This is a genomic window from Olsenella sp. kh2p3, from assembly GCA_900119625.1.
GTDB lineage: Bacteria > Actinomycetota > Coriobacteriia > Coriobacteriales > Atopobiaceae > Tractidigestivibacter.
Window position 1 is genome coordinate 71149 of the sequence record FPKD01000005.1, and the last position, 26835, is coordinate 97983.

The window sequence follows — 26835 nt, forward strand, 5'->3', positions numbered from 1 at the left end:
CGCTGCTTGTATATGTGGTGGAACTGTGTTCAAATAATTGCAGAAGTGAAGATTAATTCATTCACATTCCCCATTTGCAATGTGGAGTAGGGAGGAAAAGCGTGATAGACGCAAGCCTTACCAAGTTTCCTAAAGTGACGGTTATTCTCCGTGGATACAACTACGAGCAAGTCCGATGCGTCGTGAAGAGCATGGTCGGGACCAAGCTCGGAGCCATCGAGGTTGCGATGAACACCCCCGGGGCGGCTCAGATCATCGAGAAAGTCGTCAAAGAGTTTGGCGATGAGGTTCTCGTGGGTGCCGGGACTGTCATCTCTGCGACGCGAGCCAACGCTGCGGTCGAGGCAGGCGCTCGTTTTGCTCTCTCCCCAATCTGCTTTACCGAGGAGATCTTTAGCATCTGCAAGGCGAATGGCCTTCTCACCGTTCCCTCTGCGTTCTCGCCCTCTGAGGTCTGGAGCATGTTCGAGATGGGCGCGGATATCGTGAAGGTCTTCCCCGCAGGCACGCTGGGCCCCAAGTACATCAAGGACATCCAGGCTCCTCTCAACCCCATGCCAATCATGGTTGTGGGCGGCGTGAATGGCGATAACTGCCAGGAGTTCTTCGACGAGGGTGCTTCATACGCTGGCATCGGGTCCGGCATCTTCGATCCTAGGCACATCATCGAGATGGATGAGGGTGCTCTTAAGGCTGATATTGAGGCGTTCGAGCAGAAAGTCCATTGGTAGCGGGCGCAGAGAGGATTGACTCCGGTATGTCTCTCGATCTTTTTCCAGAAGACATTCTCCTTCACATCAATGCCGATAGCTGCGAGGAAGTGCTTCATCTTGTTTCCTCCCACCTACTCGGAGAGGGAAAAGTTAAGCAATCATATGAGGAGCACCTTTTGGCTCGCGAGGAGGATTATCCGACCGGCCTTGCACTCGGTGAGATAAACGTTGCAATTCCCCATACCGACTATCAATACGCGAATACCACTCAGCTGCTGGTTGCGACGCTCGATAAGCCGGTCACATGGCGCAACATGGAGGACTCTGATGAGTCGATTCCGGTTAGCGTGGTCGTTCTTTCTGTGTTCGATAAACCCGAGCACCAGCTTGAAGCGCTTCAGCAAATTATGGGCGTCTTGCAAAACCAGGAACTCGTTGCACAAATCGCCGATGCCGATTCTGCGCAACAGGTAATAGGGCTATTCAATTAGGAAGGGTTAGAGCATGGAGAAGAAGACGGTTATCGTATGCTGCGCCTCATCGATGATTACGTCGACCATGGCGGTTGCCAAGGTGAAGGAAATTGCTGCTGGCTGCGGTGCGCCTGAGCCTCGTATTATTCAGTGCAAATTCTCCGAGGTTCAGGGGAACCTCGCTTCTAATCAGGTCGACTTTATTGTTCCTACCGGCAAGCTCAAGGGTGTTGAGACGGGGGACGTGCCAGTTATCAAGGGGACAGCCTTTGTTACTGGTGTCGGCGAGGATAAGGCGAAGGCCGAGATTGAGGCTCAGCTTAAGGCGTAAGTGTTAATTGCAATCTAGGAGGTAGAGGCAATGGACTTCGTGGTAACCGGTCTCCAGACTATCGCTTCGATGGGCCCTATGGTAATGATGCCAATCATCATTCTGGTCCTCGGACTTATCTTTCGCGTAAAAATCAATGTTTTACTGAAGTCTGCCCTGCTCGTGGGTATTGGCTTTGCTGGCGTCAACATGGTAATCAACTGGTTTGTCGCTCAGGTCGCAGGTTCGGTAACCAATATGGTCGCGAACTGGGGAATTCAGACCTCCATCATGGATGTGGGTTGGCCAGCTAGAGCTGCCGCGACTTGGGCATTCCCCCTTGCTGCAATCGTTGTCTTTGTTGTTCTCGGCGTGAATGCTCTGATGCTGATTACCAAGACCACGAAGACTGTCATGGTCGACTTCTGGTCGTATAACCACTTTATCTTTACGGGTGCCCTTGTTTGGTATGCAACAAACGGCAACCCTTGGATCTCTGTCATCGCGTCTGCCATCGACTTCATTATTACGATCAAGATCGCTGACTGGACTACTCCCGTTGTCGAGGACTATTTCGAGCTCGAGGGCGTAAACTTTCCGACTTCCAACTCCGCAATCTGGGCCCCCGTTGCGTATGTTTTGAACAAGCTTTGGGATGCTATTCCGGGCATCAACAAGATTGACATCAATCCGAAGGGTGTCCAGGAGAAGTTTGGTTTCGTAGGTGAGCCGATGTTCATGGGATTCATCATCGGTGCTGCTATCGGTCTTCTGGCGGGCGACTCGATTGACAAGGTCCTTATCGTTGCCATGAGCACTTCCGCAACGATGGTTCTGACTCCCAAGATGATGCAGATTCTTATGGAGGGTCTCCTCCCGTTCGCAAACGCTGTCAAAGAAATCCTTCAGAAGCGTTTCCCTGGTACCGACTTCGTCATGGGCATCGATGCTGCCCTGACCGTTGCTAATGAGTCCGCTATCACGGTCGGAATCATCATGGTTCCTATCACGCTCCTCCTCGCGGCAGTCCTGCCTGGCAACAAGCTCCTCCCCATCGCCGATATTGCCTATCAGGCGATGTGGCTCGCCGCATGGCCGGTTGCGTTTGGAAAGGGCAATATCTTCCGCGGTATCCTCTCCACGACCATAATTACTTGCATCGTGCTGTGGATTGCTACCGCCCTCGCGCCCGTTCACACCCAGCTCGCAATTGCCGGTGGCTTCGTACTGCCGGATGGCATGCAGTTCATCTCCACTGAGGATGCAGGAGAGCACCTTATTGGCTTCTGCCTCCAGTGGCTTGCGGGCTTCTTGGCCTAGTTCATTGCATGAACAGTGTCTATACGAGGGGTGGGGCATAATGCTCTGCCCCTCTCTCTTCCCACCGATAAGTTAGGACGGCAATGAAGGTTACCGAAGTACAGATTTACGAGGTCAAGCCGAGGTGGATATTTTGCAAAGTTGACACCGACGAAGGCGTCAGTGGATGGGGCGAGATGGTGTCTGGCACCAAGACACAAACAGTTGTCGAAGGTGCCAAAGAGCTTTCGGAAAGAATCGTCGGTCGCGACCCATTCGAGATCGAAAGACTCTGGCAAGAGCTGCACAGGTCCTTCTTTCGTGGCGGTCCCATCAACGGGACGATAATCTCTGGACTCGAGATGGCCCTCTGGGACATCAAGGGCAAGGCGTTTGGTGTTCCAGTGTGGCAACTGCTGGGAGGTAAGGCGCGTGACCGCGTGCGAGTTTATTCGTGGATTGGCGGTGATCGCCCCGCAGATGTCGCAAAAGGAGCTAAGGATAGACTTGAAAAAGGTTTCCGTGCTGTGAAGATGAACGCTACCGAGGAGCTTCATTACGTTGACACCTATGACAAAGTCCAGCAAGTTGTTGACAGGGTGGAGTCTATCCGAAGCGCATGTGGGAACGAAATTGAAATAGGTATCGATTTTCACGGGCGCGTTCACAGACCTATGGCAAAGGTGCTTGCGCATGCCCTCGTTCCTTACCATCCCATGTTTATTGAGGAGCCTGTACTGCCTGAGAACTGGGAATCATTTGACGACATAGCTCGCGAGGCGCCCATCCCAATTGCAACGGGGGAGCGCCTGTACTCACGTTGGGAGTTCAAGCGCCTATTTGCCCAGGGGGCGGTCGACATCATTCAGCCGGACGTCTCCCTCTGTGGAGGCATTCTTGAGATGCGTAAGATAATCGCAATGGCCGAGGCATTTGATATGGCGGCCGCGCCACACGCTCCCTATGGACCAATCGCCCTCGCCGCAACTCTTCAGGTTGACGCATGTTCACCCAATGTGTTTATCCAGGAGCAGAGCCTTGGAATTCACTACAACCAGGGGTTTGACCTCCTTGACTTTGTTAAGAACAAAGAGATCTTTCAGTACTCAGACGGATATGTTGACGTTCCAAGCAAGCCTGGACTAGGACTTGAAATTGATGAGGAGAAGGTTAAGGGGGTATCTGCCGAAGGGCTCGTGTGGAGAAACCCTAGCTGGAAAAATTACGATGGCACCATTGCGGAGTGGTAGGGAATGATGATTAACACTGTTCTCGGAGAAGTTTCCCCTCAGGACCTAGGAACAACCTACATTCATGAGCATCTGTACGTCTCACCAGACGAGCTTGCACGCTACTATGATTACACTCTTGACGTGCCATCGAAAAGTATCGAGGAAGCCAAACTTTTCAAGGCTGCGGGTGGCCGCACGATTGTGGACATGACGCCTCTGGCGTATGGTCGCAACCCTGAAGCTCTCCGCTTTATTTCCCAACACGCTGGTATCAATGTACTGTGCATCACGGGGTTTCACAAGGATTTGTGGCTTCCTCGTTGGTTTGATAACTTATCTGATGAAGAAATCTCGTGTGAGCTTACGCGTGAGATTGAAGATGGAATAGGCTTCTCAAAGGTCAAGCCCTCTGCAGTGAAGATCGGTACTTCCCTGGGTAAAGTAACGGAGCGGGAGAAGCGTGCAATTAGAATTGCTACTCCGGTTGCCCTGAGGCACCACCTACCAATCATTACGCACTGTGACAAGGGTACGATGGGCCTTGAGCAGCTCGATTTGCTCGAAGCTCAGGGTATGGATTTGTCTCATGTATGTCTCTCGCACACAGATCTCACCTTGGATTCTGCCTATATGAAATCCCTCATGAGCAGGGGGGCGTTCCTCTCTTTCGATCACGTCGGAAGGGACCTTGCCGCACGCGATGCTAATCGCGTGCGGATATTAAAGGACCTCATCACTTCAGGATTCGGAGACCAAATCTGTCTGGCGGGAGACATGGGCAAGAAGAACTATTTCAAGTCGTATGGTGGTGCACCTGGCCTCGATTACATCCTCACAGACTTGAAAGAGTATCTCCTGGATGAGATTGGCGAAGAGGACTATTGGAAGATGTTGATAGACAACCCCCGGAATGTCCTCGATTGGTCCTAACGAAATTGGATAGGGGAATTTAGACCTCTATCCTTACCACACAACAGGAAAGGCAATACACTATGCAACGCAAGATTGATCAGCTCGAGCCATTCCAGCGTGCCATTTCAAAGGCACACCTTGCATCAGCGGGCATTTCCATTGATTCACTCGAGGACCCTAATAAGCCGCTTATTGCTATTGCAAACAGCTGGAACGAGGTGTGTCCCGGCCACGAGCCTCTCCGACAGCTTGCCGCGGAAGTTAAGAAGGGCGTGCTTGAGGCCGGTGGAGAGCCTATAGAGTTCAATACCATCGGCATGTGCGATGGCGTTGCCCAGGGCCATCCCGGCATGAGGTACTGCCTGCCGCATCGTGATCTCATCACCGATTCCTGCGAGGCCATGATCGTCGGCGAGGGGGTCTTTGACGGCGTGGTCTACATGGGCTCGTGCGACAAGATTATCCCTGGCATGCTCAATGCCGCCGCACGAATCAATCTTCCCTCGGCGATTGTCACCGCTGGCCCCTGCTATGACGAGATAAAGCCCTCTGAATCCAAGGCGCTTCGTGCGGCGTTCTTGCGCGGGGAAGCGACGGAACGCGATGTAATCGAGGGAACGCTCAGATACTACACGGGCCCAGGCATCTGCCCGTTTTTGGGTACCGCAAACACCATGGGATGCATCTCGGAGGCTCTCGGCATGATGCTTCCATATGGTGCCCTCTGGCCAAGCTCTACTAGCCAGCGAAGGTTCAGCGCTCGACAGACCGGCGCACGCGTCGTTGACCTTGTCCGCAGGGGAATCCGGCCCTCTGATATCATGACCCAAGCGGCACTTGACAACGCGGTAACGCTCCTTGCCTCTATCGGCGGTTCACTCAATGCCTTGGTGCATCTTCCTGCCCTTGCGCACGAACTCGGCCTTGAGGTCACTTGGGATATAGTTGCCGATATCACCAGCCACACTCCTGTTGTTTGCAATGTGGTGCCCAATGGTGATATCAGCTGCATCAATCTCTATAAGGCAGGCGGTGTTCCTGCTGTGCTCAAGACTATTGAGGGCGATCTTGACACCACGGTCATGACTGTGACGGGGCAGACTCTCGGCGAGAACCTAGACAAGGACGTACCTGTCGACCGCTCCGTCATCCGAACTCAAGATGACCCTGGCTCGGTCTGCAACGGAATACAAGTGCTCTACGGAAATCTCGCTCCCGAGGGGGCTCTTGTCAAGACGAGTGCCGTTCCAGCCGAGCAGCATGTTTGGACGGGAAAGGCCCAGGTCTTCGAATCCGAGGAGGAAGCGTTCGCCGCTTACAACGCGCATGCAATCAAGCCTGGTACCGGCGTCGTAGTGCGCTACGAGGGCCCCAAGGGAGGGCCGGGCATGAAGGAGCTGCACCGCGTCACCGAGATTATGAAGGGCATTCCCAACTCGGCAGTCATTACGGATGGTCGCTTCTCGGGCGCATCGGGCGGACTCTCCGTAGGATATCTCTGCCCGGAGGCGTTTGAGGGAGGGACAATCGCCCTTGTGAGGGACGGCGACGAGATTCATGTCGACCTCACCAGGAACCTCATCGAGCTGCATGTTTCCGATGAGGAGCTCGAGAAGCGCCGCGCTTCATGGGAGCCGGTCATTCACGAGAACGGAGGACACCTGCTTGAGCGCTATTCAAAGCAGGTAGCTTCTGCAAAGACCGGTGCCGTGTTGGGCTAGATAACAATGAATTATCCAGCCAGGCTCGCATTCGGCAGTTCGCAAGAGTGACGCTACAAGGGCACCGTTCGGCTCTTGATGCCGTTTGGTGCCCTTGTATTTTGGCTCATGATTTCCCGATCAGGTCTGGGACCTCACTGTCGTTCTTGGGGAGGGTGTGGCTATAGATGTCCATCGTGGTGGAGACCTTGCTGCGGCAGACGCGCTCGCTGGCGGTGCGGAAGTCCACGCAGTTCGCGATTATGAGCGAGATGTTCGTGTTCTGCAGCTCGTGGAAGCGGAGCCCTACGTAGTGCCTGCGCACCTGGCTTCGCCTGTTGCTGCGGGAGTAGGGCCTCCCATCGTCGACGGGGAAGCCGTGCTCGTTTAGCCCAGTCTTCGTTACTGGTGATGTGAATGCAGCCCCCCTTACATAGCTGGTAACTCCGAAAGATTGGTTTATCCTAATCCCCAATTAGCAAATACCGCATGCAACTCAGTTGCCGGGCAACTCAATTCCATCGAGCTTGGATAGAACAGTCTGGACGATTGCGGCATCCTCGATGCGGGTCACGGCAAAGCTGCGCTTGCCGGCGTCTTTGAGAGACGCGCCTACGAGGTAGCCCTTAGAGCCATCAAGAATCAGAAAGCGGTCGTGAAACGCCGTCGTGTGCCGGACCTCGAGTGAGGGGTACTGAGCGTTGAAGGTCTCTACATCCCTAGCCGTGAGCTTGGTCTTGGGGTTGGTCCAGACGGTTACCACTGCTCCTTCGGCTTTCTTCGCGAGAATGTTGAGCGTGGTGGTGTCTACGTAACCGTCGACGAGGACGATGCCCTTCTGCGCCTTCTATATGGTTGATACCAGGAGCTCGAAGGAGTCCCAGACCTGACCCTCGAAGAACACCTTCTGTCTTGGCTCCTTGTGCGCCCCCATGTAGTCGAAGACCTTCTCGAAGCGGTCGTCCGTGGCCTTCTGGTACTCCGCCTGCTTCAACTCGATGTTGCGTATCTGCTCGAACATGTGGGCGTTGTCGGCGATGAAGTGGCGCATCTCGACGAAGGCGTCCATGATCTTGATGCTGACCTCGATGGCGGTGGGGCTGCGCAGCACAGCGGAGAGCATGGAGACGCCCTGCTCGGTGAACACGCGGGGCAAAGAACGCCATCAGGAGCTTTGCCTGCCCAGCTCGGAATCTAAGGTCACAACTTGTGACCTTAGATTCGTGGCCTCTTCCCTGGTCAACCTGAAGCAGAAGCGCTTCCCCGGAAACGGAATCCCGTTATGCAATCGAGTCGCCCGGCATATTAATCCCGCAGTAGCGCTACAAGCGCGTCAACGTCCTCATCAGAGCTCGCCCAGCTCGTTGCAAGCCTCACCGCAGTCCTACCGTCTGCCAAGCGCTCCCAGAAGCTCATCTCGACGCGTGCGGACAACGTTGCGTAGCGCTTCTCGTCCAACGCGACAAACACCTGGTTGGTCTGCTGCGGGTGCAACAGCTCGCAGCCGGCGTCATCGAGCGCGTGCGCTATTCGTCCGGCCTGCTCTACCGCTTTCGTGCCAATCCGCAGGTAGAGGCCCTCGTCGAACAGCGTCTCAAACTGAATGCCCGCAACCATGCCCTTTGCCAGCAGCGCTCCGTGCTGCTTCACGAGCGTGAAGAAGTGCGGGCAGGTCCCTGGCTTGGGGAAGACCACCGCCTCGCCGAGAAGCGCCCCGCACTTGGTACCGCCAATGTAGAAGGCGTCGGTAAGGTGTGCCAGGTCGGGGAGGGTCACATCGTTTCCCAGTGCTGACAGCGCATACGCAAGACGCGCCCCGTCAACGTAGAGGCGCATGCCGTGTGCATCGCAAGCCGTGCGCAAGGCAGTAAGCTCCTCAAGCGAGTAGAGCGTGCCGTACTCGGTTGGCTGGGAGATGTACACCGGCCCCGGCATGACCATGTGGTCGCGGTTCTCGTCCTGCTCCCACGACGTTGCCAGGGCATCTACGTCGGCGGCGCCAAGCTTGCCATCCCTCTCGGGCAGCTGGATGACCTTGTGCCCGCAGGCCTCGATCGCCCCGGCCTCGTGGACGCTCACGTGGCCAGAGTCCGCCGCGACGACCCCCTGCCAGGGCGCGAGGAGCGCGTCAATCGTGACGGCATTCGCCTGCGTGCCCCCGACAAGGAAGTGGACCTCCGCCTGCGGCGCGCCGCATGCGTCGCGGATGAACTCGCGTGCGTGCTCGCTGTGGACGTCCGTCCCATATCCGGCGTTGGCCTCCATGTTTGCGGCGGCCAGACGCTCGAGGATGCGCGGGTGCGCGCCCTGCTGGTAGTCGGACGCAAACGGCAGTCTCTTCTCAGCGGTCATTGACAATCCCCCCCGCAATGCCGTCCGGGGCTCACCGACGGCACGTCATACTCCAACACAATGCCCAACACTGTTCGAGTGCTAATCCTGATATGCTCTCTTGAGGTTACCTAATACAGGCGACAAGCAAAGGAGCTCCTCATGGCCATGATCGTACTTATCGTCATCATTGCGGTTCTCGTGCTCTCGACGGGCTACGTCGTGCGCCAGCAGCACGTCGCCGTTATCGAGCGGCTGGGGAAGTTCCACGGCTTTGCCGGTCCCGGCTTTCACGTGAAGTTCCCCTTCATCGACATCACCCACGACGTGAGCCTCATGACCGAAGACGAGCACATGACCTTCGACGCAAAGACCTCCGACAACGTGACCATCGAGCTGGACGTCTCGATCCAGTATCACGTGGACTACGCCGACATCGAGAAGGGCGCGGACTCCGGCGTCTACCGTAGCTTCTACACGCTGCAGGATCCCGTCGGACAGATGCAGGACTACCTGGCAGACGCACTGCGCTCGCAGATTCCCGCGCGCACGCTCGACGAGGTCTTCTCCGAGAAGGACGCCATCGCCCACGCAATCGACGAGGTCGTTGCCGCTAAGATGCTCGACTACGGCTACGTGCTGGTGACCACCCTCATCACGCGCATCAAGCTTCCCAAGGAGGTCCAGGAGTCGATGAACCACATCATCGCCTCGAAGAACAACCTGGAGAGCGCGACCAACGACGCAAACGCCGCCAAGGCGAAGACGGTCATCGCGGCGCAGGCCAAGGCCGAGGCAATGGCTGCGGAGGGCAAGGGCATCGCTGACCAGCGCGTTGCCATCGCGCGCGGCATCAAGGACTCCATCGACACCATTCGCGAGTCCGGCGTGACCGAGGAGGAGGCCAACCGTCTCTTTGAGTTCACGCAGTGGACCGACATGATGAACAACTACGCTGCCAGCGGCAAGGCAACCACGGTGCTGCTGCCCGAGGACTTTGACCAGAGCGGCGTATTCAAGAGCATCGTCGCGGGGAAGAAGGCTGGGGAGAAGTAGGACGCGGTCGAAAGACGCGATTCGAGATCAGGGTGCCCGGCAGCAAGCGACTTGCTGCCAGGCACCCTGCATCGAAATGGGCTACGTTACACTAAATGTGCTCTCGCTGCGCCGAACTGGCCTTCGTTACACTACCTTTTCCGGACCCCATGAGTATGAAGGTCTTTGAACTACAAGATGTTGTATCTATCTATTACTGAAACACAAGAAATGAACCACGGTACTTGGGGGACCTCAATAACCTCATGTAACGAGGGCCAGTTCGATGCATGGGATGAGCCTTTTAGTGTAACGAGAGGGAGTTCGATGCAGCGGTGGGGTCGGAATGCCCTCTAGTTCTGCTTCAAACGACGTTCTAGGCGTCGACTAACCGCCACAAGCGCCATCACAATCACGTAGTAGATCGCGGCGACGGCGATGAACGGCTCGAACGCGCGGTACGTGAGTGCTTGGACGCTCTGTGCCGCGCGCATCATGTCCATGAGGCCGATGGTAGCCACGAGCGACGAGCTCTTGAGTACCGTGATGACCTCGTTGACCAGTGCGGGAGCCACCGAGCGCAGCGCCTGCGGGATGATGATCTCCCACATCATGAGGTGATAGGGGAGTCCCAAGGCGCGTGCCGCGTCGTACTGCCCGCGATTTACGCCCTCGATTCCGCCGCGCACCGTCTCCGAGACGGTAGCGGAACCATTGAGTCCCAAGGTGAGCACCGAGGCCGCGAACATCGAGATTTTGTAGCCCGTGAGCTGCGGCGTTGCGAAGTACGCAATGAAAAGGAGCACTATGAGCGGGATGCCTCGGAAAATCGACGTGTAGAAGTCCAGCACTATCCGCAGCGGCTTGCACGGCAGAACCTTGAGCACGGCGATGAGAAACCCCAGCGCAAACGCAAGGACCAAAGCGGCCCCCGTCACCTCCAGGGTGACGGCGAGGCCGCTTGCGAACATAGGCGCATATGGTTCGATGACCGAGAAGTTCATGCCGCTCAGGTTTTCTCGCTAGTTGGCGCTTGAGGTGCCTACGCCCTCGGTCGCCGAGCCGGAGGCCGAGAAGTCCCCGCCCCACTCGAAGTCGGTGCCCACGTAGGTGCCAATGAACTGGTCGATGGTGCCGTCCTCGAGCATCTCGCCAACGCACTGGTCAAACGCCGAGACAAACGACGCCCCCTTCGTGGCCATGATGCGGTAGACGCCCACGTAGTCCTTCGTTTCGTCACGGCCGAGAAGGCCCAGGACCAGGCCTTCGTTGGCGTCGCGCATGGACTGGCCCTCGGCGCCGTCGCACACGTAGGCGTCGATGCGGCCGGCGAGAACCTCCTGCAGGCACTGGTCACCTCCGTCGTAGGTGTGGACGTCGGCGTTTGGCAGCGCGGCGGTGACAAACTTGTTCTGCACCGTGCCCGTGGTGCAGGCGATGCTCTTGCCAGCAAGGTCGTCTATGCTCGTGATGGCGTTGCCGCCCAGGGTGAGCACGCCAACGAGCGGCTGGTAGTAGCCGCGGGTGAAGTCGTAGGTCTGCTCGCGCTCGGCGTTGGAGGACATTGCCATCGTGAAAGACGTGTCACTCGCCTGGACGGAGGCCAGCGTGGCGGCGAACTCCTGCGGCTCGAAGTCGTACGTGAAGCCAAGGCGGCTTGCCATCTCGTCCGCAATCGCGATGTCGAGCCCAACGACCTTCTGGGTGCCGTCGGACTGCATCTCGATGTTGCGGTACGGCGCAAATGCGTCATCGCCCACAAAGGTGAGGTGCTGGCCGGAAAGGTCGGTCGGGGAGGCATTGCTCGCAGGGGTCGAAGCGCTGTTTGTGCTGGTGTTCTCCTGCGTGTTGCCACAGCCCGCAAGCGCGAACGGCGCAAGCGTGGCGCCTGCGGCCATCATGCCGAGAAATGCCCTGCGATTCATCGAGCCGTGAAGTCCTGTGCCCATCTGCGATACTCCCATGTTCGTTTGCAGTGCAAGCCATTGTATCCCAGTAAAATCCTAGTTTATTGGTGGGATACAAACTGGACGTTCTTTTGCGAGCGCAGCAAGTTTCAGACTGCAATAAGGACTCAAATCGAGCGGACCTTCGGAGGAGACGCAATGAGAGTCGAGGGGGGGTATTTCCCGCCATGGGCACCGTGAACTCGGTTGTGGCTGTGGTGGGGGAGGGCGAGAAGGACCTTGCGGCAGCATGCCTGGGACGCATCCGGGAGAAGGTCTGTGGACTCGATGACTCGCTCTCGGTCTTCAAGGAAACAAGCGAGGTGAGTCGGCTCAACCGCCTTGCCGGAGAGGGCGTCGTGGCCGTGAGCGAGGATACCTACCAGCTGCTCGGCGCGGCGCGTGGTTATGGCGATGTCACAGGCGGTGCGTTCGACGTTACCGCAGGCGAGCTTGCCTCGCTCTGGAAGGCTGCCATTCGCGATGGCAAGGAGCCGAGCCGCGCGTGCATCGAGCGGGCACGAGCGCTTGTGAACTACCGCGACATTCTCCTCGCCGGTCCAGAAGGTGCCCGTACGGCTCGTTTGGCCCGGCCTGGCATGCACGTCGACCTCGGTGGCATTGCCAAGGGGTATGCCGCGCGCCTTGCGGCGGCAGAGCTGCGCGCGTCGGGCATCACGCGCGCGCTCGTCAACTTTGGGGGCACGGTGGTTGCCATAGGCGGCCCTTGGAAGGTGGGGGTGAGAAGCCCCACTGCCCCGCGTGGGGCCAGGAAAGTGGGTGGGCAGGGGGAGTCGGTCCTGGGCACCCTTGCCGTACGTGACCAGGCAATCGTGACGAGCGGGGCCTACGAGCAGTGCCGAATGGTCGACGGGCGTCTCGTCCACCACATCGTTGACCCTCGAACGGGGAAGCCAGCCGCAAGCAGCCTCAGCTCAGTGACGTTGGTGTGTAAGGACCCGTGCGCGCTGGACGCGCTCGCTACCGGTGCGTTTGTGCTTGGCGCCGAGAAGGCCGCGCGGCTTCTCGCCGAGCAGGAGGTCGATGCGGTGATGGTTACCGCTTCAGGTGAGGTGCTGGTGACGCCTGGACTTTCTGCGTCCTTCATTCCAGCGGGGCTTCAGGAACCCTAGTACAACCCCTCGCAGGAACCGTGGTTATCGGTCCGTTTGGGCATTTCAGGTTCGTGGCGCTCCCCGCGTGCGGTATATCTGTCACACGACACATAAATGCTTCCTGCGTTGGAGCATCTATGGCCCGCCCCGTCGCACACCGAGCGCATTGGAGTGAGCCTCATGCAGTGCAGAGCATCGAGTTCCAGGAGGTCGTCGCGTTTTCGCAGGCCTTCGCGCACGCAGATCATCCGCCATGTTGTACAGGTTGTCGCATTCCTCCTGATGCCGGGACTTTTCATCTCGACCTTCTCCGCACTGGGAGACGTGGGGAGCGCCCTGGTCCATGGCTCCTTCTCACCTGGCTCCCAGGCGCCGAGCCTTCTCTTACTCCTCGCCGTGCTATCCATCACGATCCTGTGGGGCCGCTTCTTCTGCGGGTATCTCTGCTCGTTTGGCGCCATGGGTGACCTTGTGTTCTTCTTGACCAAGCGCCTTCGCCCCCGCAGCCTGCGCATGCCGGAGCGGGCGGATCGGCTGCTCAAGGGGCTCAAGTTCGGTGTTCTTGGCGCCATTGTCGTGCTGTGTTGGGTGATGGGGGCGAGCATAGACTCCAGCCTCGACCCGTGGTCGGCCTTTGGCATGCTCGCCACGGGCAACTTTGCGGCGTCGCTTGGGGTGGGACTCGTGCTTCTCGCCCTTATCGTCGTGGCGTCTGCCCTGGTAGAGCGCTTCTTCTGTCGCTACCTCTGCCCGCTTGGCGCGGTGTTCCCGCTCGTCTCACGTGGGCGCCTCTTTAAAATACTGCGAAGCGAGGAGCGCTGCACCGGTTGTCGCGCGTGCTCGCGTGCGTGCAGCATGGGCATCACGGTGCACGAGGGGGAGCGAGTGCGCTCGGGGGAGTGCATCGACTGCATGGAGTGCGTCGATTCGTGCCGGCCAAAGAGCCTTGCGACAAGCGCCGAGCCAGCCGTTGCCGGAACGGCGGCCGCGCTGGCGACGGTTGGGCTGGTCTACGTGGGACGCATTGGTGCCGAGGGGCTTGTGGGGACCGCTGGTTCCGAGCAGGCGGCGAACGTCGCTACCCAGGGGCAGGGAGCCTATGCGGACGGCGCCTACACGGGTACGGGCCAGGGCTTCCGTGGAGCCGTCGACGTGCAGGTGACGGTCGAGAACGGCTATATCACCGACGTGTTGGTGACCTCCTATCAGGATGACGACGAGTTCTTTGGCAAGGCAAAGGCCACGGTGATCGATGAGATCATCTCTGCGCAGGGTGTCGACGTTGCAACGGTGAGCGGGGCTACCTACTCCAGCCAAGGCATTCTCGAGGCCGTTGCCAACGCGTTGGGGGTCGAGGGGGACGCAGCTGCCGATGGCGAAGCTGTCACGACCTCTGAGCAGGACCAGGATGCAGCGGACGAGACCGGTGACAGCACGACCTCGAGCGACGCTTCGGGATTTGACCTGAGCGCGGTGGCCGATGGAACGTACATCGGCTCTGGTACGGGGCTTCGCGGGACCACGACGGTCTCGGTCACGGTTGCGGACGGGAAGATTTCCGACATCCAGGTTGTCTCGTACGAGGATGACCAGCAGTACTTCGAGCGTGCGGAGTCGACCATGGTGAGCGAGGTCCTTGCGGCCCAGAGCCTTGATGTGGACACCGTGAGCGGGGCCACGTTCTCGAGCAACAGCATTCTCGAGGCCGTTGCCAATGCGCTTGGCGTCGACTTCACCAACCCCAACTCGAGTCTCTCCTCTGGTGGTCGGCATGGCAGGTAGGAAAGCATTCTAGGTAACGAACAAACGTTCGCCTATGTTCTTCGACCGCCTGCCGATGGGAGGATGACCAACATGTTGGTTCGATGAGATACTCGTTGCACGGCGAAAGAGGAGGGGCTATGGCGTACATAGAGGTCAATCCTGAGGGGGCGCGCCACTTTGGACTAGCTGAGGCAAAGGCGGGGCTCAGCGGGATTGTCGCTAGCGTGGAGTCTGCGGGGGAGGCCTGCGTCATCGAGCGCTATGGGAGACCGGCGGCGCTCGTGGTTCCCTATCCCAGCGCTGCTTCGGGTAGCACGCGCGCAAGGGGCGTGCTCAAATCATATGCAAGTCCGGAGAAGCGCAAGCAGGAGAGCGATGCCTTTGTCAGGGCAATGGAGGTGAAGCATGCCGGAGAAGCCTGTGCTTCTTGATGCGAATGCGGTTCTTCGATACCTTCTCGAGGACAATGACGAGCAGGCCGATGAGGTTTGCCAAGCGGTGGCGTCTGGAACGGAGGTCACGCTGGAGGTGCTCGCGGAATGCGTCTACGTGCTTTCGGGCGTGTATGGGGTACCGAGGTCGCGTGTGGCGGAGAGTCTCGGCCTTCTCCTCGATGACGTTGCGTGCCAGCGGCGGGGCATCGCGCTGGCTGCGTTGGGGCTCTGGTCGGGCAGCCGCTTTGACTTTGTGGACTGTGTGCTTGCTGCCGAGCACGCGGAGCTGGGAAGAGACGTCCTGACATTTGACAAGAAGCTTCTTCGGCTGCTCGAGAAGGTCGAGTAGTTTGTGCGCAAAACGGCGCCCGGCCAAAGCCGGACGCCGTCTGGGGTGACGCAATGGCGAGGGTCCTCGCCGTGAATGCGCTGCGCTTGCCCTAGAGTTCTTCGCGGAGCTGGTCGACAAGCTGCGAGAAGTACGCTAGCGCGTCCTCGACGGGCTTGCTCGTTGCCATGTCCACGCCGGCACCGCGCAGAAGCTCGATGGGGGGCATGCTCGAACCGCCCTTGAGGCAGCCCAGGTAGTCCTCAACGGCGGGCGCTCCCTCGCTGAGGATGCGGTTTGAGATGGCGATGGCAGCCGCGTAGCTCGTGGCGTACTGGTAGACGTAGTAGCCGTAGTAGAAGTGGGGGATGCGCGCCCACTCCAGGCGGATGCCGTCATCGACGGTCACGGCGTCGCCAAAGTACTGGGCGTTGAGCTCGCCCCAGCGCTCGCAGAGGGCGTCGGCGGTGACGCCGCGGCCGTCGGCGTTCATCTCGTTCACGTCGCGCTCGAACTCGGCGAACATGCACTGGCGGTAGAGGGTCGCGCGGAAGGACTCCACAAAGTTGTTGAGCACGTAGGCGTGGGTGGCCGGGTCGGTGGTGTGCTCGAGCAGGTAGTGCGAGAGCAGCGCCTCGTTGCAGGTGGATGCCACCTCGGCCACGAAGATGGGGTAGTCGCAGTAGGTAGGCGATTGCGTATGGCATGAGAGGTACGTGTGCACGGAGTGGCCCATCTCGTGCGCTAGCGTGAAGACGTCGTCGAGGCTCCCGTCAAAGCTCGTGAGAATCACGGGGTTGGTGCCGTAGGAGCCCGAGGAGTACGCGCCTGAGCGCTTGCCCGGGGTTTCGTACACATCGATCCAGCGCTGCTCGAGGCCCTTGCGCACGATGGCCAGGTAGTCCTCGCCCAGCGGCTCGAGCGCCTTGAGGATGAGGTCCCACGCCTCCTCGTAGGTGAAGGTGAGGTCCACGGAGTCGACGAGGGGCACGTACATGTCCCAGAAGTGCAGCTCGTCCACGCCCAGGACGTCCTTGCGCAGGCTCGCGTAGTTGTGGAGCGCGCCGAGGTTCTTGTGCACCGCGTCCACGAGGTTGTCGTAGACGGAGGTGGGAACCTCGTTCGCGTCAAGGCAGTACTCGAGGGCGTCCTGGTAGCGGCGTGAGTCCGCGAAGAACTTGAGCTGCTTGACCTGGGCGGCGAGAAGCCCGGCGCAGGTGTTGCGGTGCGCGCCGTAGCTCGCGTAGACCGAGTCGAAGGCGGACTTGCGCAGCACGCGGTCGTGGTTGCGCTCGAGGCCGATGAAGCTGCCGTGGCTCACGGAGTGCTTCTCGCCCTTTGAGTCCGTGGCGTCGGCGAAGGTGAGGTCGGCGTTGTTGAGCTGCGAGAACACGCGCTCGGGCTGGGCCGCCGCGTCACCGGCGCGTGCGAGGATCGCCTCCTCTGCCGCCGAGAGGCGGTGCGGGCGCATGCGCAGCTCGCGCTCGATCGCGCGGCGGTAGTGCTCGAGGTCTGGCTTCTCGGCAAAGAAGGCAGCGAGCTTCTCGTCCGCCATGCCAAGAAGCTCTGCCGAGAACCACGAGCATGCCCCCTGCGTCTCGACCTCGAGGCCCATGACCTGGTCGGAGTAGACCTGGTAGCGCGCCACGCGGGTGTCGACGTCGGCGCAGCGGTCGGCGTAGTTGCCCAGGCGGCTGAGGGTGACGTTTGCCTCGTCCGAGAGGCGCAGGTAGGCGAGAAGGTCTGCCGCCGAGGCGCTTACGCGCCCCTTGTAGGCCGCGAGCTTGCCGGGGAGGGCCTTGGCGTCCTCGAGCTGACGCTCGAAGTCCTTGTCGTCCGCGCACATGGACGAGAGGTCCCAACGGTACTTCTCGGGAATCTGGTCGCGCGACTGGTATTGCATACGTGCTCCTTAGGGTGGAGTTCTTTCAGACTTCCCCATGGTACACGCTGGGGCGCGCGGCGGGCGAGACGCAGGGCGGTATGGCCGCCGGCTACACGCGGGCGGGAAGCTGCGCCACGGCCTCGCCCAGGATGTGACCCTCCATGGCGTGGAGCAGCTCGTTGAGCCAGAACCCCTCCCTGAGCTGCGGCGCATTGTCAAGCGCGTAGACGCGCAGCGTGTAGGTGTGGTCGCGGTCGGGAGGCTGCGGGCCGTTGTAGCGGCAGGTGAGAAGCGGGTCTTGGCTTCCCACCAGGCGCGAGGCCGAGGAGTTCTTGCCCTGAACCATACCGGCGAAGCGCTGGTTGGAGGCGTCCTCGGGGAACGTGGCGACACTTGCCGGAATTCCGCAGGCGCACCAGTGGATCCAGGGGAACCCGCACACGGGGATGGAGTCGACGTCGTAGAAGACCACGGCGAGCGTGGCCGCTCCTGCGGGAACGCCCGTGACCTCGAAGGGGAACGAGCGCGTTGGGGTGCCAGCGTAGAGACCGGCAGCGTCAGCATGCTTTGCATAGGCGTCGGGGATGTAGCCGTTCTCGTCGAGCTTCACGTGCACGTCCATGTTTGCCTCCCTGTGTTGGGGTGCCTTGTGCCTCTCGACTATTGTATCCGCAGCCGCCATGGCTCCGCCCCTCGGTCCCCACCCCTCATCCACCTCCTTCTTCACCCCTCCTCGCCCACCTCCTTCTTTATCGGTATCTGTGAAACGGAGCCGACGTTTGCCCAGGTAATCGCAAACGAGATTCACATATACCGATAAAGAATGAGAGGGGCGAGGAGGGGCTCGGGGCTCGAGGAGGGGGACCGAGAGGCTCGGGGCTCGAGGAGGGGCTCGAGGAGGGCATGCTAGAATGGCCTCGCCCAACGCGAGTCTGCGGAAGCGGCCGGACGAAGGGCTCCCAAGCAGGTCGCGACCCCAGAAGCGACCACACCACAGAAGAGAGGCGCCCACCCCGCGACGCCGACAACATGTGAGGAGAACGCAATGCTCAAGAACACCAATCTCACCCGTCGCCAGGCGCTCGCCGCGTTTGGCTCCATCACTGCCGGCCTTGCGCTCGCTGCCTGTGGCGCAAGCCAGACGCAGTCCACGGACACCGCCTCTACCAGCGACGCATCGTCCTCCTCGGACGCCTCCGCCGCCACTGAGGACGTGACCGTCCGCGTGGCCTCCCTCAAGGGTCCCACCGCCATCGGCCTGGTCTCGATGATGGACACCACCTCCGGCGTCCCCACCGAGGACACCCCCACCGAGCCCGCTGAGGGCTCAACTGGCATAACCTACTCCTACACCATCTCCGGCTCGCCCGACCAGGTCCTTCCCCAGGTCATCCAGGGCGAGACGGACATCGCCCTCGTGCCCTCGAACGTCGCCTCGGTCCTCTACAACAAGACCCAGGGCGGCATCCGCGCGATCGACGTCAACACGCTGGGCGTTCTCTCCGTGGTCACCGGCGACTCGTCCGTCGAGCAGTTCGAGGACCTCGCCGGCCACACCGTCTACCTCTCGGGCCAGGGCGCCAGCCCCGAGTACACGCTCAACTACCTTCTCGACCAGGCGGGCATCAAGGACCAGGTGAGCATCGAGTTCAAGAGCGAGCACAGCGAGTGCGCCGCCGCCATCCAGGCGGACCCAACCGCAGTGGCGATCCTGCCCGAGCCCTTTACCACGGCCACGCTGGCAAAGAACTCCTCGCTCCTGGCACCCGTGAGCCTGACCGACGTCTGGGACCGCTACGCCGCCGGCTCGGGCAGCCAGTTCGTGATGGGCGTGACCATCGCCCGCTCCGAGTTCGTGGACGACCACCCCGAGGCCATCTCCGACTTCCTCTCGCGCCACGCCCAGTCCGTCGACACCGTGAACGGCGACCCTGCTGCCGCAGCGCCCCTCGTGGTGAAGGCCGGCATAGTTGCCAGCGAGGCCATCGCCGAGAAGGCCATCCCCAAGTGCAACATCGTCTGCACCACGGGCGAGGACATGCGCTCGGCGCTCTCCGGCTACCTGCAGGTCCTCTACGACGCTGACGCCTCCTCGGTGGGCGGAGCGCTCCCCGGCGACGACTTCTACTACGTGGCCTAGGCTGCGGCCAAGGTGTCGGCGGAGAACAACAAGACGCCCGTGACCCCGCGCGACGCGCTGCGCCGCGCGGGCGCCGTTGCCTTCTGGCTTCTCGTGTGGCAGCTGGCGAGCATGGCAGTTGGTTCCGAGCTCCTGCTTGCTGGTCCCGCTGCGGTGCTTGTGCGCCTGGCACAGCTCGTTCCCACGGCAGCCTTCTGGTCCACGGTGGGCTTTTCGCTGGCGAGAATTGCCGCGGGCTTTGCCGCGGCCTTCGTACTTGGCCTGCTGCTGGGTCTTGCCGCGCACCGCTGGCACGCGCTGGCCGAGCTTCTCGCCCCGGCGGTGAGCTTTCTCAAGAGCGTGCCCATCGTTTGCGTGATTGTGCTGTTGCTCATGTGGGTGGGATCGGTGCGGGTCTCTGCGATTGCGGCCTTCCTCGCCGTGTTCCCTGCCATCTACTTCAGCGTGCTGGAGGGCCGCTCCTCGGCGAGCCCCGGCCTGGGCGAGCTGCTCCGCGTGATGGGCGTGCCCGGCTGGCGCCGCTTTCTGGCAGACACCTGGCAGCAGCTCCTCCCGTACCTGGTGGCCACGTGCAGGAACGCCTGCGGCATGGCGTGGAAGGCGGGCGTGGCCGCCGAGCTTATAGGCAGTCCGCGCGGCTCAATGGGCGAGCGCATCTACCAGGCAAAGCTCCTGCTCGAGACCGGCGACCTCTTTGCGTGGACCATCGTGGTGGTGGCGCTCTCGTGGGCGTGCGAGAAGGCATTCCTCGCGCTCCTGCGCGCAACCGGTGGCTGGGCGCTCTCGGCAAGCGTGCCGCGGCCGGTGGCCGACCGGCGCCGGCAGCCCTCAGCGGCTGCGATCTCGCTCGATCACGTCACCCTGGGCTACGACGGCGAGCCCGTTGCCACCTGCAACCTCGCGCTGGAGGCAGGCTCGCGCACGGTGCTCGCCGACCCCTCCGGCGCTGGCAAGACCACGCTGGTGCGCACGGTCTGCGGACTACTCACCCCGCTCTCGGGGCGCGTCCAGGCACCGGGCTCGGTTGCGCTCTCCGTGCAGTTCCAGGACACCCGGCTGGTGGAGGCAATGACTGCCGAGCAGAACGTGCTGCTCTGCTCGGCGTGTGCGCTCTCGGCGGACGAGGCGCACACGCTTCTCGCAGAGCTGCTGCCGGAGGACGCGCTGGGTAGGCCGGTCTCGGAGCTCTCTGGTGGGCAGCGTCGCCGCGTTGAGCTTGCGCGGGCGTTCGCGCATCCCGGCGCGGCAGTTGTTCTCGACGAGCCCTTTGCCTCGCTTGATGCTGCCTCGCACCAGGCGGCGGCGGCCTTTGTGCTGCGCCATCTGGGCGGTCGCACGCTGCTTGTGGCCTCGCACGCCCCCGGCGACGTCGAGTTTCTCGACGCGCGGCCGGCGCGGCTGGGCGTCGCGCGGCGTGAGAGGTAGGAGATTATTCTCGGTAGAATTATTCTCGTGAGAATAATCTGCCCCTATCGTCGAGACGCTACTACTTCGAGTATGCCGCCCGCACGCTGATGCCGGGGATGGCGCCGATGCGGCCGGCCATCGCCGCGATGGTGTCCTGCGGCGCGTCCACGGCCACGGAGATCACGTTCATGTGGCGCTTGGGGTAGGGGATGCCCATTCGGCCGATGATGATGTCGGCATTCTCGTGCAGCACCTCATTGAGGCGCGCGACAGAATCCGGGTCCTCGACGATGATTCCCAGCACTGCTACGCGGGTCTCCATGGCTGCCTCCTGTGGCATACGCTTCTCTCAGCTCCAACCGACACAATACGCGCCTCCGGCGAGATTCTGACGCCAGAGGCGCGACTTTGTTGGGATTCTCGTACGAGAGGGGCCTTCGTGCGCGGATTTCGCGCCGGGGCGGGGGTTCCCGACGGGATTCCATACGAAAGGGGCCCTCCGGCGTCGTTTTGGCGCCGGAACGGGGGGTCCAGCGGCAACCGCGTACGAGAGGGGCCTTCCGGCGCGCACCGCGCCCTACCGTGCGAGAAGCGGCGTCAGCTCCCCCTGTGACACGATCGTGACCTCGTGCATCGCACGGCTGATGGCGGTGTAGAGCCTGCGGCGCGAAAGCGGCGTGTCGGGGTAGACCTCCGCCTGCGCGTCGGGCACCACCACGTGGTCAAACTCGAGGCCCTTGGCCAGGCGCAGGTCCATCAGCACCACGCCGCTCGCGGGCATGAGGGAGTTGCGGTCCACGAGCTGTACGCGGTCTCCCAGCTGCTTCGAGAGCCAGTTGGCGCGCGCGGCGTCGGCGGCGACGATAGCGGTGAGGCCCTCCTTGCCCGCGGCCTTCTCGGCAATGCGTGCCAGCTCGGCCACGTAGCGCCCTGCGTCGCCGTCCGCCACCTCCATGACGCGCGGCGGCGTGCCCGCGCGCTGCACCGAGGTGAGGCGCGCACGCTCGTCCAGCGGCAGCAGGCTCGTGAACAGCTCCGTTATCTCCGGGCTCGAACGGTAGCTCGTGAGAAGCTCGCAGGTCTCGACCTCGCCATGCGTCGCCGAGAAGATCTGGCGCACCTGGTCGAAGCTCGCTGTGCCCTCGCGGATGGCCTGGTGCTCGTCGCCCAGCAGCATGAAGTGGGCGCGCGGGAAGTAGCGCGCCAGCACCATGAGCTGCGTCACGGTGTAGTCCTGAACCTCGTCCACCATCACGTAGCGCGCGGACTTCTCGCCACCGCCCATAACCAGCAGCTTGAGGTAGACCCACTCGGCCGCCGTGAGCGCGCTCTTGCCCAGTACGCGCATGCCAATGCGGTCGATGCGCAGCCAGTTGCCGCGCTCTATCTCATCGTGCGCCCCGGAGAAGAGGTGCCGCACGTACGCGAGCGCGTAGGCGGCGCACTCCTCGTCGTCGGCGGGGCTTATCGTCTGGCCAAAGACCTCGACCTGCTCCTCCACGTCCAGGCCGAGCATCTCCTCCCACACGTCTTCGTTCTTCGCGAGCGCCGCCAGCTTGCGGTCGAGGCGGTCGTGCAGCTCGTCCTTCACAAGGGCGGTGAGGCGCGGTCCCACGGGAATCTGCGAGAACTTGGCAACGGCGCCCGCCACCGAGGACGCCTTGAGCAGCACCCGGTCGCCGAGACGAACCTCGCGCAGGTCGTCGGGCTCAAGCGTCATCGTGCGCACGCCCTCCTCCAGGCGCTCGAGCTCTGCCGGGTCGCCGTCGCGACCGTCGCCGCGCTCGGAGAGGCCCAGGCTGGCGAGAAAGCCGCGCCACGTGAAGATGCGCGGGTTCTTCTCGCCCATGCTGGGCAGCACCGTGTCGATGTAGTGCCGGAAGACGTCGTTGGGCGTGAAGAGGAAGACCTGGTCGGCCGAGAGGGTCTTGCGCTCCTGGTAGAAGAGGTACGCCACGCGCTGGAGCAGCACCGAGGTCTTGCCCGATCCGGCGATGCCGCTCACGAGTAGCACGGGCACGTCCTCGTGGCGGATGACCGCGTTCTGCTCGCGCTGGATGGTCGCGGTGATGGCCGCGAGCTTCTCGGAGTGGTGCTTCTTGAGCGCGCCGAGAAGCAACGAGTCCTCGATGGCCACGGTGGTGTCGAAGTAGGAGTTGAGCGTGTCTCGCGTGATGTCGAACTGGCGGCGCAGCAGCAGGTTGACGGTGCGCGTGCGGCCGTCCACTTGGTAGGAGGTGGGGCCCATCTCCTGGTTGTAGTAGGTCTCGGCCACGGGGCTGCGCCAGTCCACGATGAGCGGGCGCTTGCGCTCGTCGGTCATGCCCGCGGCGCCAATGTAGACGTCGCGGGGCGGGCGGCCGGGGCGCATCTCGAGCGTGACCTTGGCGAAGTAGGGCTGGCGCAGCAGCAGGAGCACGCGCTGGAGCTTCTCGACGGTGAAGTCGTGGTACTGGTTGTACGTGTCGATGACCGAGTTGAGCGTCTCGATGGCGGCGAGGGTCTCCATGGTCTCGTCGGTGCCGCCAAAGTCGGGGCGAATCTCCTCGCTCATCTCGCGCAGGTCGTCCGCCGCGCCCTTGTGGCTGGTCTCTATCTCCTCGGTGAGGGTGTCCCGCAGGTCGCAGAGCTGGGCGTATATCGCCCTCAGGTGGTCTTGCTCCTCGCGGAACGTATCGTCGTGCAACTCGTCTGCCATGCGTCCTCCCAGTGCCCGGCACGAAAGCGTGACGGACTATTGTAGCGCGAGCGGGGCGTGGGGCGAGAAGGACGGCGGCAGAGAGGGGCGTGGGGCGAGAGGGGCGATGGCCGCGCAGCCGGGACCGCGCAGCCGGTACCGCGCGCGTTAATTTGCCGCGTTCCCGTCGACCGCAAGCTGCACGGTGCAGGAGGGAAAGCCCCCGGCGTTCGAGTACGTCACGGTGCAGGGGACGCGGTCGGGGAGCGCCTTGGGGTCGAGGCCCGCGCCCAGCGCCAGCGCGCCCATCTCCTTTGCGTTGATGCGGCCCACCAGCTCCTCGAAGACCTGGCAGCGCCAGGTGGAGCCAATGCCCAGCGGGCCCTTCTCGCGCACGAACTCGCCCGGTGCCGAGGTGATGGAGTGCTTGGTCATCTCGAGGCCGGCGGCAAGGACCATCGTGGTGCTCTCAAAGACAAACTCCTCGAGCCTCTCGGGCTCGCGCCTACGTGCGGACATGCGTGTCTCCTTGTTGCGTTGGTATTCTTGATGCGGGCCGCGTGCAGCGCGCCGGCGGGCCGGCGGTGCCGCGCCGCGCCTAGTCGCAGGCCTTCTCGATGCGATGACGCAGCTCGTCGATGCCCAGGCCGGTCTGCGCGGAGGTAAGCAGCATCTGCTCGCGCGGCACCTCGAGCTGGCGCGAGAGAAGCGCAACCTGGCGCGTCTGTTTGGGCCGGCTGAGCTTGTCTGCCTTGGTGAGCGCGACCACAAAGGGCAGGTCGTTTTCGCGGAGGAACGCGAGCATGTCCTGGTCGAGCTTCTGCGCCTCAAGGCGCACGTCGACGAGGGCGATGACTAGGTTGAAGCTGCGCTCCTGCGAGAAGTAGCCCGAGATGAGGTCGGCCCAGCGCTGGCGCTCGGCCATCGAGACGCGCGCGTAGCCGTAGCCGGGCAGGTCGACAAAGCTGATGCCGTCTGCCTCGAAGAAGTTCACGTTGGCCGTCTTGCCCGGCTGCGACGAGACCTTCGCGAGAGCCTTGCGCCCGAGCAGCTTGTTGAGAAGCGACGACTTGCCCACGTTGGAGCGGCCGACAAAGGCGACCTCGGGCGTGGTGGGGGCGGGGAGCCCGTCGACGGTGCCGTACGAAGCGATGAAGCGAGCGTTCTGCAGGTTGAGCGCCATGGGTGGTGTCCTCTTTTCACGATGCCTTTGGGTGTCGATTCTACCCGAAGCAGCCGGTGCCGCAGCTATTCTCGGCTGTGGATTCCTTGCGTTCCAGGTCGAAGGGCCCCCGGACTCCTTGCGTTCCGAGTCCCCCCGGCCTAGATTGCGCGCTCGAGGTGCTGCCGTATTACCGAATTACGCACGGCTGAGTTTGGCTTTGTGGAGTCCTGGGGCTTTGTCCGTCTCGCCTTCAGCCGTGCGTAATTCCACGTTCGGAAAAGTCCCGAGCAGAAAAGTCACAAGCGGAGGTTCTGGAAAGACAGCCCGTAGGGCCGAAAGCCAACTTGATCAAGTGGGACACCGGTTCCCCAGGAAGGACCCCATCTCCGCCGAGCATTACGCGACCGAGAAGAACGCCTGACAGGAATCTTGCACGGAGCTGTCAAAACTCCTTTGCCGTTCGCCGAGGTTTTTCTCGCGCAGGGCTAACGCGGAATACCGTGTGCCCACGAATCGCGAGTCGCCGGGAGGAGGAAGGGCTGTGGGGCAGACGTTGTCTGAGGGCTTCTCGGCAGAGGAGCCCGTCGCGTTCGTAAGCCACGAGTCGGCGAGAATCGCCTGCTGGAATCTTGCCGGACAAGAGGTGGAACGCTGGCCAGTGGGATCAAGTCGACAGTTCCTGCCGTCTGGCTGCTGCGTTACGGGACAGCGCCAGTTTGGCCGACTCGCCGCCACCGCCAATTTGCACGGGATTGGCTTGGACGCGGGCCCTGTCGAGCTTCTCGTCCCAACGGCCTCCTCGCGCTCGCGCGGCCGGCGCGCCAACCTTCACGTTTGGCGTGATACCATCCTGCCCGGGAGCTTCCTCGTTGCCGAGAGGCGCCTGCTGGTGAGCAGCCCCTGCTTCACGGTGCTTCAATTGGGCTGCGCTCGGCGCCCAACGCGCATCACGCAGGAACGGACACGTCGTGAGATGGAGGCGGAAAGAGAGCTGCGCGCACGCCTTGGCATGCCTGAGCAGGGCTTTTCGATGACGGATCTCCTTGAATGGGAGAACATCTGGCGCCTGGTGTGCCTGGCGCGCACCGTCACGGAGTTTGCCGGGACGTATCGGCCGGCAGTGCCTCCTTCCTGCCAGGCGACCTTTGGCCACCCGCCGCTTGCGACCCGAGATGAGATGCGCGCGTACCTGGCGGGGCTTCCCTCATCGGCGGGTATCATGCGGGCGAGAAGGGCCGTTGAGCTGGGGTTTGATCGTTCCGCATCCCCCATGGAGACTGCGCTGGCGCTCATGCTGTCGCTTGACGTCGACCTTGGCGGGTTCGGCCTGCCCCGCCCAACGCTTAACCATCCAATCGACGTTGACCCGCTACGGCGTGACCTTGCGAGCCAGAACCGCATGGAGCTGGACCTTGCGTGGGACGAGGTGCGCCTTACGGCAGAGTATGACGGCGATGACCACCATCCCGTTGAGGATGCCGAGAAGGCCGCGGAGGACAATGAGCGCCAGAACTCCCTGGTGACGATGGGCCATTCCGTACTGCGCGTACGGTATCCCCAGGTCGTGAATTACTCTCGGCTGGCCCTTCTCGCGCGCCAGATTGCGCACATCCTTGATGTCGAGCTGGTTCAGCCAACCGACCTGCAGATGATTCGCAGACGGAAGCTCCATGCGGCATTGCTCGTCCCCCTCGTACAGCGGTACGGCGTATAGGGTTGACGCTGCCGCACTACCGTATTACGCACGGCTGAAGGAGGAGACCGCAAAACCGCAGGACCACACAAAGCCAAACTCAACCGTGCGTAATTCTCGGTAGGCGGGCGGGTCCGGGGTCCCGCCCGGGGCCCCGCCCGAGAAGACCCCGCAGCGTCCCACTGCCCGAGAAGACCTCGCAGCGCGCGATTCCCCAGCAAGTCGGGGTAGAATGGCCAGGAAACCATACCTGCGAGAAGAACGGAGCGCACACGG

General features: G+C 61.7%; 27 protein-coding genes. 15 read left to right on the top strand and 12 right to left on the bottom strand.

What is annotated here, in order from left to right; all coding sequences use genetic code 11:
- The first annotated feature begins 101 nt into the window (after positions 1–101).
- From BT122_RS06990 to ilvD, 7 genes are all read left to right on the top strand, one after another.
- Positions 102–731: a bifunctional 4-hydroxy-2-oxoglutarate aldolase/2-dehydro-3-deoxy-phosphogluconate aldolase gene (locus tag BT122_RS06990; protein WP_072355253.1), complete on the top strand. Its 630-nt coding sequence runs from the start codon at positions 102–104 to the stop codon at positions 729–731.
- Positions 732–757: 26 nt separating this feature from the next.
- Positions 758–1204 carry a PTS sugar transporter subunit IIA gene (locus tag BT122_RS06995; RefSeq protein ID WP_072355254.1) on the top strand — a complete coding sequence of 149 codons (447 nt, stop codon included), beginning with the start codon at positions 758–760 and terminating at the stop codon, positions 1202–1204.
- 13 nt (positions 1205–1217) lie between these two features.
- Positions 1218–1517 carry a PTS sugar transporter subunit IIB gene (locus BT122_RS07000; RefSeq protein ID WP_072355255.1) on the top strand — a complete coding sequence of 100 codons (300 nt, stop codon included), beginning with the start codon at positions 1218–1220 and terminating at the stop codon, positions 1515–1517.
- Positions 1518–1547: 30 nt separating this feature from the next.
- Complete coding sequence (locus tag BT122_RS07005) at positions 1548–2816, top strand: PTS galactitol transporter subunit IIC (protein ID WP_072355256.1); 1269 nt, start codon at positions 1548–1550, stop codon at positions 2814–2816.
- Between the two features lie 83 nt (positions 2817–2899).
- A complete protein-coding gene (dgoD, locus tag BT122_RS07010) occupies positions 2900–4045 on the top strand; it encodes a galactonate dehydratase (protein ID WP_072355257.1) in 1146 nt (381 codons plus the stop codon).
- Positions 4046–4048: 3 nt separating this feature from the next.
- Positions 4049–4957 (top strand): phosphotriesterase family protein, encoded by a 909-nt coding sequence (locus BT122_RS07015; protein ID WP_286130335.1) that lies wholly within the window; start codon positions 4049–4051, stop codon positions 4955–4957.
- Positions 4958–5019: 62 nt separating this feature from the next.
- On the top strand, positions 5020–6660 hold the full coding sequence (gene ilvD, locus BT122_RS07020; RefSeq protein WP_072355258.1) for a dihydroxy-acid dehydratase: 1641 nt from the start codon (positions 5020–5022) through the stop codon (positions 6658–6660).
- A 106-nt stretch (positions 6661–6766) separates the two neighbouring features.
- Here the strand turns inward: ilvD and BT122_RS07025 are convergent, their stop codons facing one another.
- From BT122_RS07025 to BT122_RS07035, 4 genes are all read right to left on the bottom strand, one after another.
- Positions 6767–6964: a site-specific integrase gene (locus BT122_RS07025; RefSeq protein ID WP_072355259.1), complete on the bottom strand. Its 198-nt coding sequence runs from the start codon at positions 6962–6964 to the stop codon at positions 6767–6769.
- A 171-nt stretch (positions 6965–7135) separates the two neighbouring features.
- A complete protein-coding gene (locus BT122_RS11090) occupies positions 7136–7402 on the bottom strand; it encodes a hypothetical protein (RefSeq protein WP_286130336.1) in 267 nt (88 codons plus the stop codon).
- Positions 7403–7486: 84 nt separating this feature from the next.
- Positions 7487–7786: a hypothetical protein gene (locus tag BT122_RS11160; RefSeq protein WP_286130337.1), complete on the bottom strand. Its 300-nt coding sequence runs from the start codon at positions 7784–7786 to the stop codon at positions 7487–7489.
- 158 nt (positions 7787–7944) lie between these two features.
- Positions 7945–8991, bottom strand: coding sequence for a threonine aldolase family protein (locus tag BT122_RS07035; protein ID WP_072355260.1), 1047 nt, complete (start codon positions 8989–8991; stop codon positions 7945–7947).
- Between the two features lie 141 nt (positions 8992–9132).
- On the opposite strand from BT122_RS07035, the gene BT122_RS07040 reads away from it, so the two are divergent.
- Positions 9133–10026 carry an SPFH domain-containing protein gene (locus BT122_RS07040; RefSeq protein ID WP_072355261.1) on the top strand — a complete coding sequence of 298 codons (894 nt, stop codon included), beginning with the start codon at positions 9133–9135 and terminating at the stop codon, positions 10024–10026.
- A gap of 332 nt (positions 10027–10358) precedes the next feature.
- Here BT122_RS07040 and BT122_RS07045 read toward each other — a convergent pair whose 3' ends face one another.
- Together BT122_RS07045 and BT122_RS07050 are read right to left on the bottom strand one after the other, a co-directional pair.
- On the bottom strand, positions 10359–11009 hold the full coding sequence (locus BT122_RS07045) for an amino acid ABC transporter permease (protein ID WP_072355262.1): 651 nt from the start codon (positions 11007–11009) through the stop codon (positions 10359–10361).
- Positions 11010–11027: 18 nt separating this feature from the next.
- Positions 11028–11954: a substrate-binding periplasmic protein gene (locus BT122_RS07050; RefSeq protein ID WP_072355263.1), complete on the bottom strand. Its 927-nt coding sequence runs from the start codon at positions 11952–11954 to the stop codon at positions 11028–11030.
- A gap of 185 nt (positions 11955–12139) precedes the next feature.
- Here BT122_RS07050 and BT122_RS07055 point away from each other — a divergent pair, with 185 nt between their 5' ends.
- The 4 genes from BT122_RS07055 (at position 12140) to BT122_RS07070 (ending at position 15613) form a co-directional block, all read left to right on the top strand.
- Positions 12140–13084 (top strand): FAD:protein FMN transferase, encoded by a 945-nt coding sequence (locus BT122_RS07055; RefSeq protein WP_072355264.1) that lies wholly within the window; start codon positions 12140–12142, stop codon positions 13082–13084.
- A 162-nt stretch (positions 13085–13246) separates the two neighbouring features.
- A complete protein-coding gene (locus BT122_RS07060; protein ID WP_177242206.1) occupies positions 13247–14848 on the top strand; it encodes an FMN-binding protein in 1602 nt (533 codons plus the stop codon).
- Positions 14849–14967: 119 nt separating this feature from the next.
- The gene (locus BT122_RS07065; RefSeq protein WP_072355266.1) at positions 14968–15261 is read left to right on the top strand and encodes a type II toxin-antitoxin system Phd/YefM family antitoxin; all 294 of its coding nucleotides are present in this window, start codon (positions 14968–14970) and stop codon (positions 15259–15261) included.
- On the top strand, positions 15236–15613 hold the full coding sequence (locus BT122_RS07070) for a type II toxin-antitoxin system VapC family toxin (RefSeq protein WP_072355267.1): 378 nt from the start codon (positions 15236–15238) through the stop codon (positions 15611–15613). Before BT122_RS07065 ends, BT122_RS07070 begins: the two co-directional genes overlap by 26 nt.
- A gap of 91 nt (positions 15614–15704) precedes the next feature.
- On the opposite strand, the gene pepF is transcribed toward BT122_RS07070, so the two are convergent.
- Complete coding sequence (pepF, locus tag BT122_RS07075) at positions 15705–17495, bottom strand: oligoendopeptidase F (RefSeq protein WP_072355268.1); 1791 nt, start codon at positions 17493–17495, stop codon at positions 15705–15707.
- Positions 17496–17586: 91 nt separating this feature from the next.
- Positions 17587–18099 carry a YbhB/YbcL family Raf kinase inhibitor-like protein gene (locus tag BT122_RS07080; protein ID WP_072355269.1) on the bottom strand — a complete coding sequence of 171 codons (513 nt, stop codon included), beginning with the start codon at positions 18097–18099 and terminating at the stop codon, positions 17587–17589.
- A gap of 423 nt (positions 18100–18522) precedes the next feature.
- Here BT122_RS07080 and BT122_RS07085 point away from each other — a divergent pair, with 423 nt between their 5' ends.
- On the top strand, positions 18523–19617 hold the full coding sequence (locus BT122_RS07085; protein ID WP_072355270.1) for an ABC transporter substrate-binding protein: 1095 nt from the start codon (positions 18523–18525) through the stop codon (positions 19615–19617).
- A 12-nt stretch (positions 19618–19629) separates the two neighbouring features.
- Positions 19630–21042 (top strand): ATP-binding cassette domain-containing protein, encoded by a 1413-nt coding sequence (locus BT122_RS07090; protein WP_143190001.1) that lies wholly within the window; start codon positions 19630–19632, stop codon positions 21040–21042.
- Between the two features lie 61 nt (positions 21043–21103).
- Here BT122_RS07090 and BT122_RS07095 read toward each other — a convergent pair whose 3' ends face one another.
- From BT122_RS07095 to yihA, 4 genes are all read right to left on the bottom strand, one after another.
- Positions 21104–21364, bottom strand: a complete 261-nt coding sequence (locus BT122_RS07095) for a TM1266 family iron-only hydrogenase system putative regulator (protein WP_218161967.1) — start codon at positions 21362–21364, stop codon at positions 21104–21106.
- 237 nt (positions 21365–21601) lie between these two features.
- Positions 21602–23722: a HelD family protein gene (locus tag BT122_RS07100; protein ID WP_072355272.1), complete on the bottom strand. Its 2121-nt coding sequence runs from the start codon at positions 23720–23722 to the stop codon at positions 21602–21604.
- A gap of 147 nt (positions 23723–23869) precedes the next feature.
- Entirely contained in the window at positions 23870–24220 is a 351-nt protein-coding gene (locus tag BT122_RS07105) for a hypothetical protein (RefSeq protein ID WP_072355273.1), read from the bottom strand.
- 79 nt (positions 24221–24299) lie between these two features.
- Positions 24300–24884 (bottom strand): ribosome biogenesis GTP-binding protein YihA/YsxC, encoded by a 585-nt coding sequence (yihA, locus tag BT122_RS07110; protein ID WP_072355274.1) that lies wholly within the window; start codon positions 24882–24884, stop codon positions 24300–24302.
- Between the two features lie 523 nt (positions 24885–25407).
- Between yihA and BT122_RS07115 the strand changes: the two genes are divergently transcribed.
- Entirely contained in the window at positions 25408–26580 is a 1173-nt protein-coding gene (locus tag BT122_RS07115; protein WP_072355275.1) for a putative endonuclease domain-containing protein, read from the top strand.
- The last annotated feature ends 255 nt before the right edge of the window (positions 26581–26835 follow it).

Bases quoted from the DNA above. Each gene is read 5' to 3' on its own strand.
- BT122_RS06995 (WP_072355254.1), top strand. From the start codon at position 758: ATGTCTCTCGATCTTTTTCCAGAAGACATTCTCCTTCACATCAATGCC.
- BT122_RS07000 (WP_072355255.1), top strand. From the start codon at position 1,218: ATGGAGAAGAAGACGGTTATCGTATGCTGCGCCTCATCGATGATTACG.
- BT122_RS07005 (WP_072355256.1), top strand. From the start codon at position 1,548: ATGGACTTCGTGGTAACCGGTCTCCAGACTATCGCTTCGATGGGCCCT.
- dgoD (WP_072355257.1), top strand. From the start codon at position 2,900: ATGAAGGTTACCGAAGTACAGATTTACGAGGTCAAGCCGAGGTGGATA.
- BT122_RS07015 (WP_286130335.1), top strand. From the start codon at position 4,049: ATGATGATTAACACTGTTCTCGGAGAAGTTTCCCCTCAGGACCTAGGA.
- ilvD (WP_072355258.1), top strand. From the start codon at position 5,020: ATGCAACGCAAGATTGATCAGCTCGAGCCATTCCAGCGTGCCATTTCA.
- BT122_RS07035 (WP_072355260.1), bottom strand. From the start codon at position 8,991: ATGACCGCTGAGAAGAGACTGCCGTTTGCGTCCGACTACCAGCAGGGC.
- BT122_RS07040 (WP_072355261.1), top strand. From the start codon at position 9,133: ATGGCCATGATCGTACTTATCGTCATCATTGCGGTTCTCGTGCTCTCG.
- BT122_RS07045 (WP_072355262.1), bottom strand. From the start codon at position 11,009: ATGAACTTCTCGGTCATCGAACCATATGCGCCTATGTTCGCAAGCGGC.
- BT122_RS07050 (WP_072355263.1), bottom strand. From the start codon at position 11,954: ATGGGCACAGGACTTCACGGCTCGATGAATCGCAGGGCATTTCTCGGC.
- BT122_RS07055 (WP_072355264.1), top strand. From the start codon at position 12,140: ATGGGCACCGTGAACTCGGTTGTGGCTGTGGTGGGGGAGGGCGAGAAG.
- BT122_RS07060 (WP_177242206.1), top strand. From the start codon at position 13,247: ATGCAGTGCAGAGCATCGAGTTCCAGGAGGTCGTCGCGTTTTCGCAGG.
- BT122_RS07065 (WP_072355266.1), top strand. From the start codon at position 14,968: ATGGCGTACATAGAGGTCAATCCTGAGGGGGCGCGCCACTTTGGACTA.
- BT122_RS07070 (WP_072355267.1), top strand. From the start codon at position 15,236: ATGCCGGAGAAGCCTGTGCTTCTTGATGCGAATGCGGTTCTTCGATAC.
- pepF (WP_072355268.1), bottom strand. From the start codon at position 17,495: ATGCAATACCAGTCGCGCGACCAGATTCCCGAGAAGTACCGTTGGGAC.
- BT122_RS07080 (WP_072355269.1), bottom strand. From the start codon at position 18,099: ATGGACGTGCACGTGAAGCTCGACGAGAACGGCTACATCCCCGACGCC.
- BT122_RS07085 (WP_072355270.1), top strand. From the start codon at position 18,523: ATGCTCAAGAACACCAATCTCACCCGTCGCCAGGCGCTCGCCGCGTTT.
- BT122_RS07095 (WP_218161967.1), bottom strand. From the start codon at position 21,364: ATGCCACAGGAGGCAGCCATGGAGACCCGCGTAGCAGTGCTGGGAATC.
- BT122_RS07100 (WP_072355272.1), bottom strand. From the start codon at position 23,722: ATGGCAGACGAGTTGCACGACGATACGTTCCGCGAGGAGCAAGACCAC.
- BT122_RS07105 (WP_072355273.1), bottom strand. From the start codon at position 24,220: ATGTCCGCACGTAGGCGCGAGCCCGAGAGGCTCGAGGAGTTTGTCTTT.
- yihA (WP_072355274.1), bottom strand. From the start codon at position 24,884: ATGGCGCTCAACCTGCAGAACGCTCGCTTCATCGCTTCGTACGGCACC.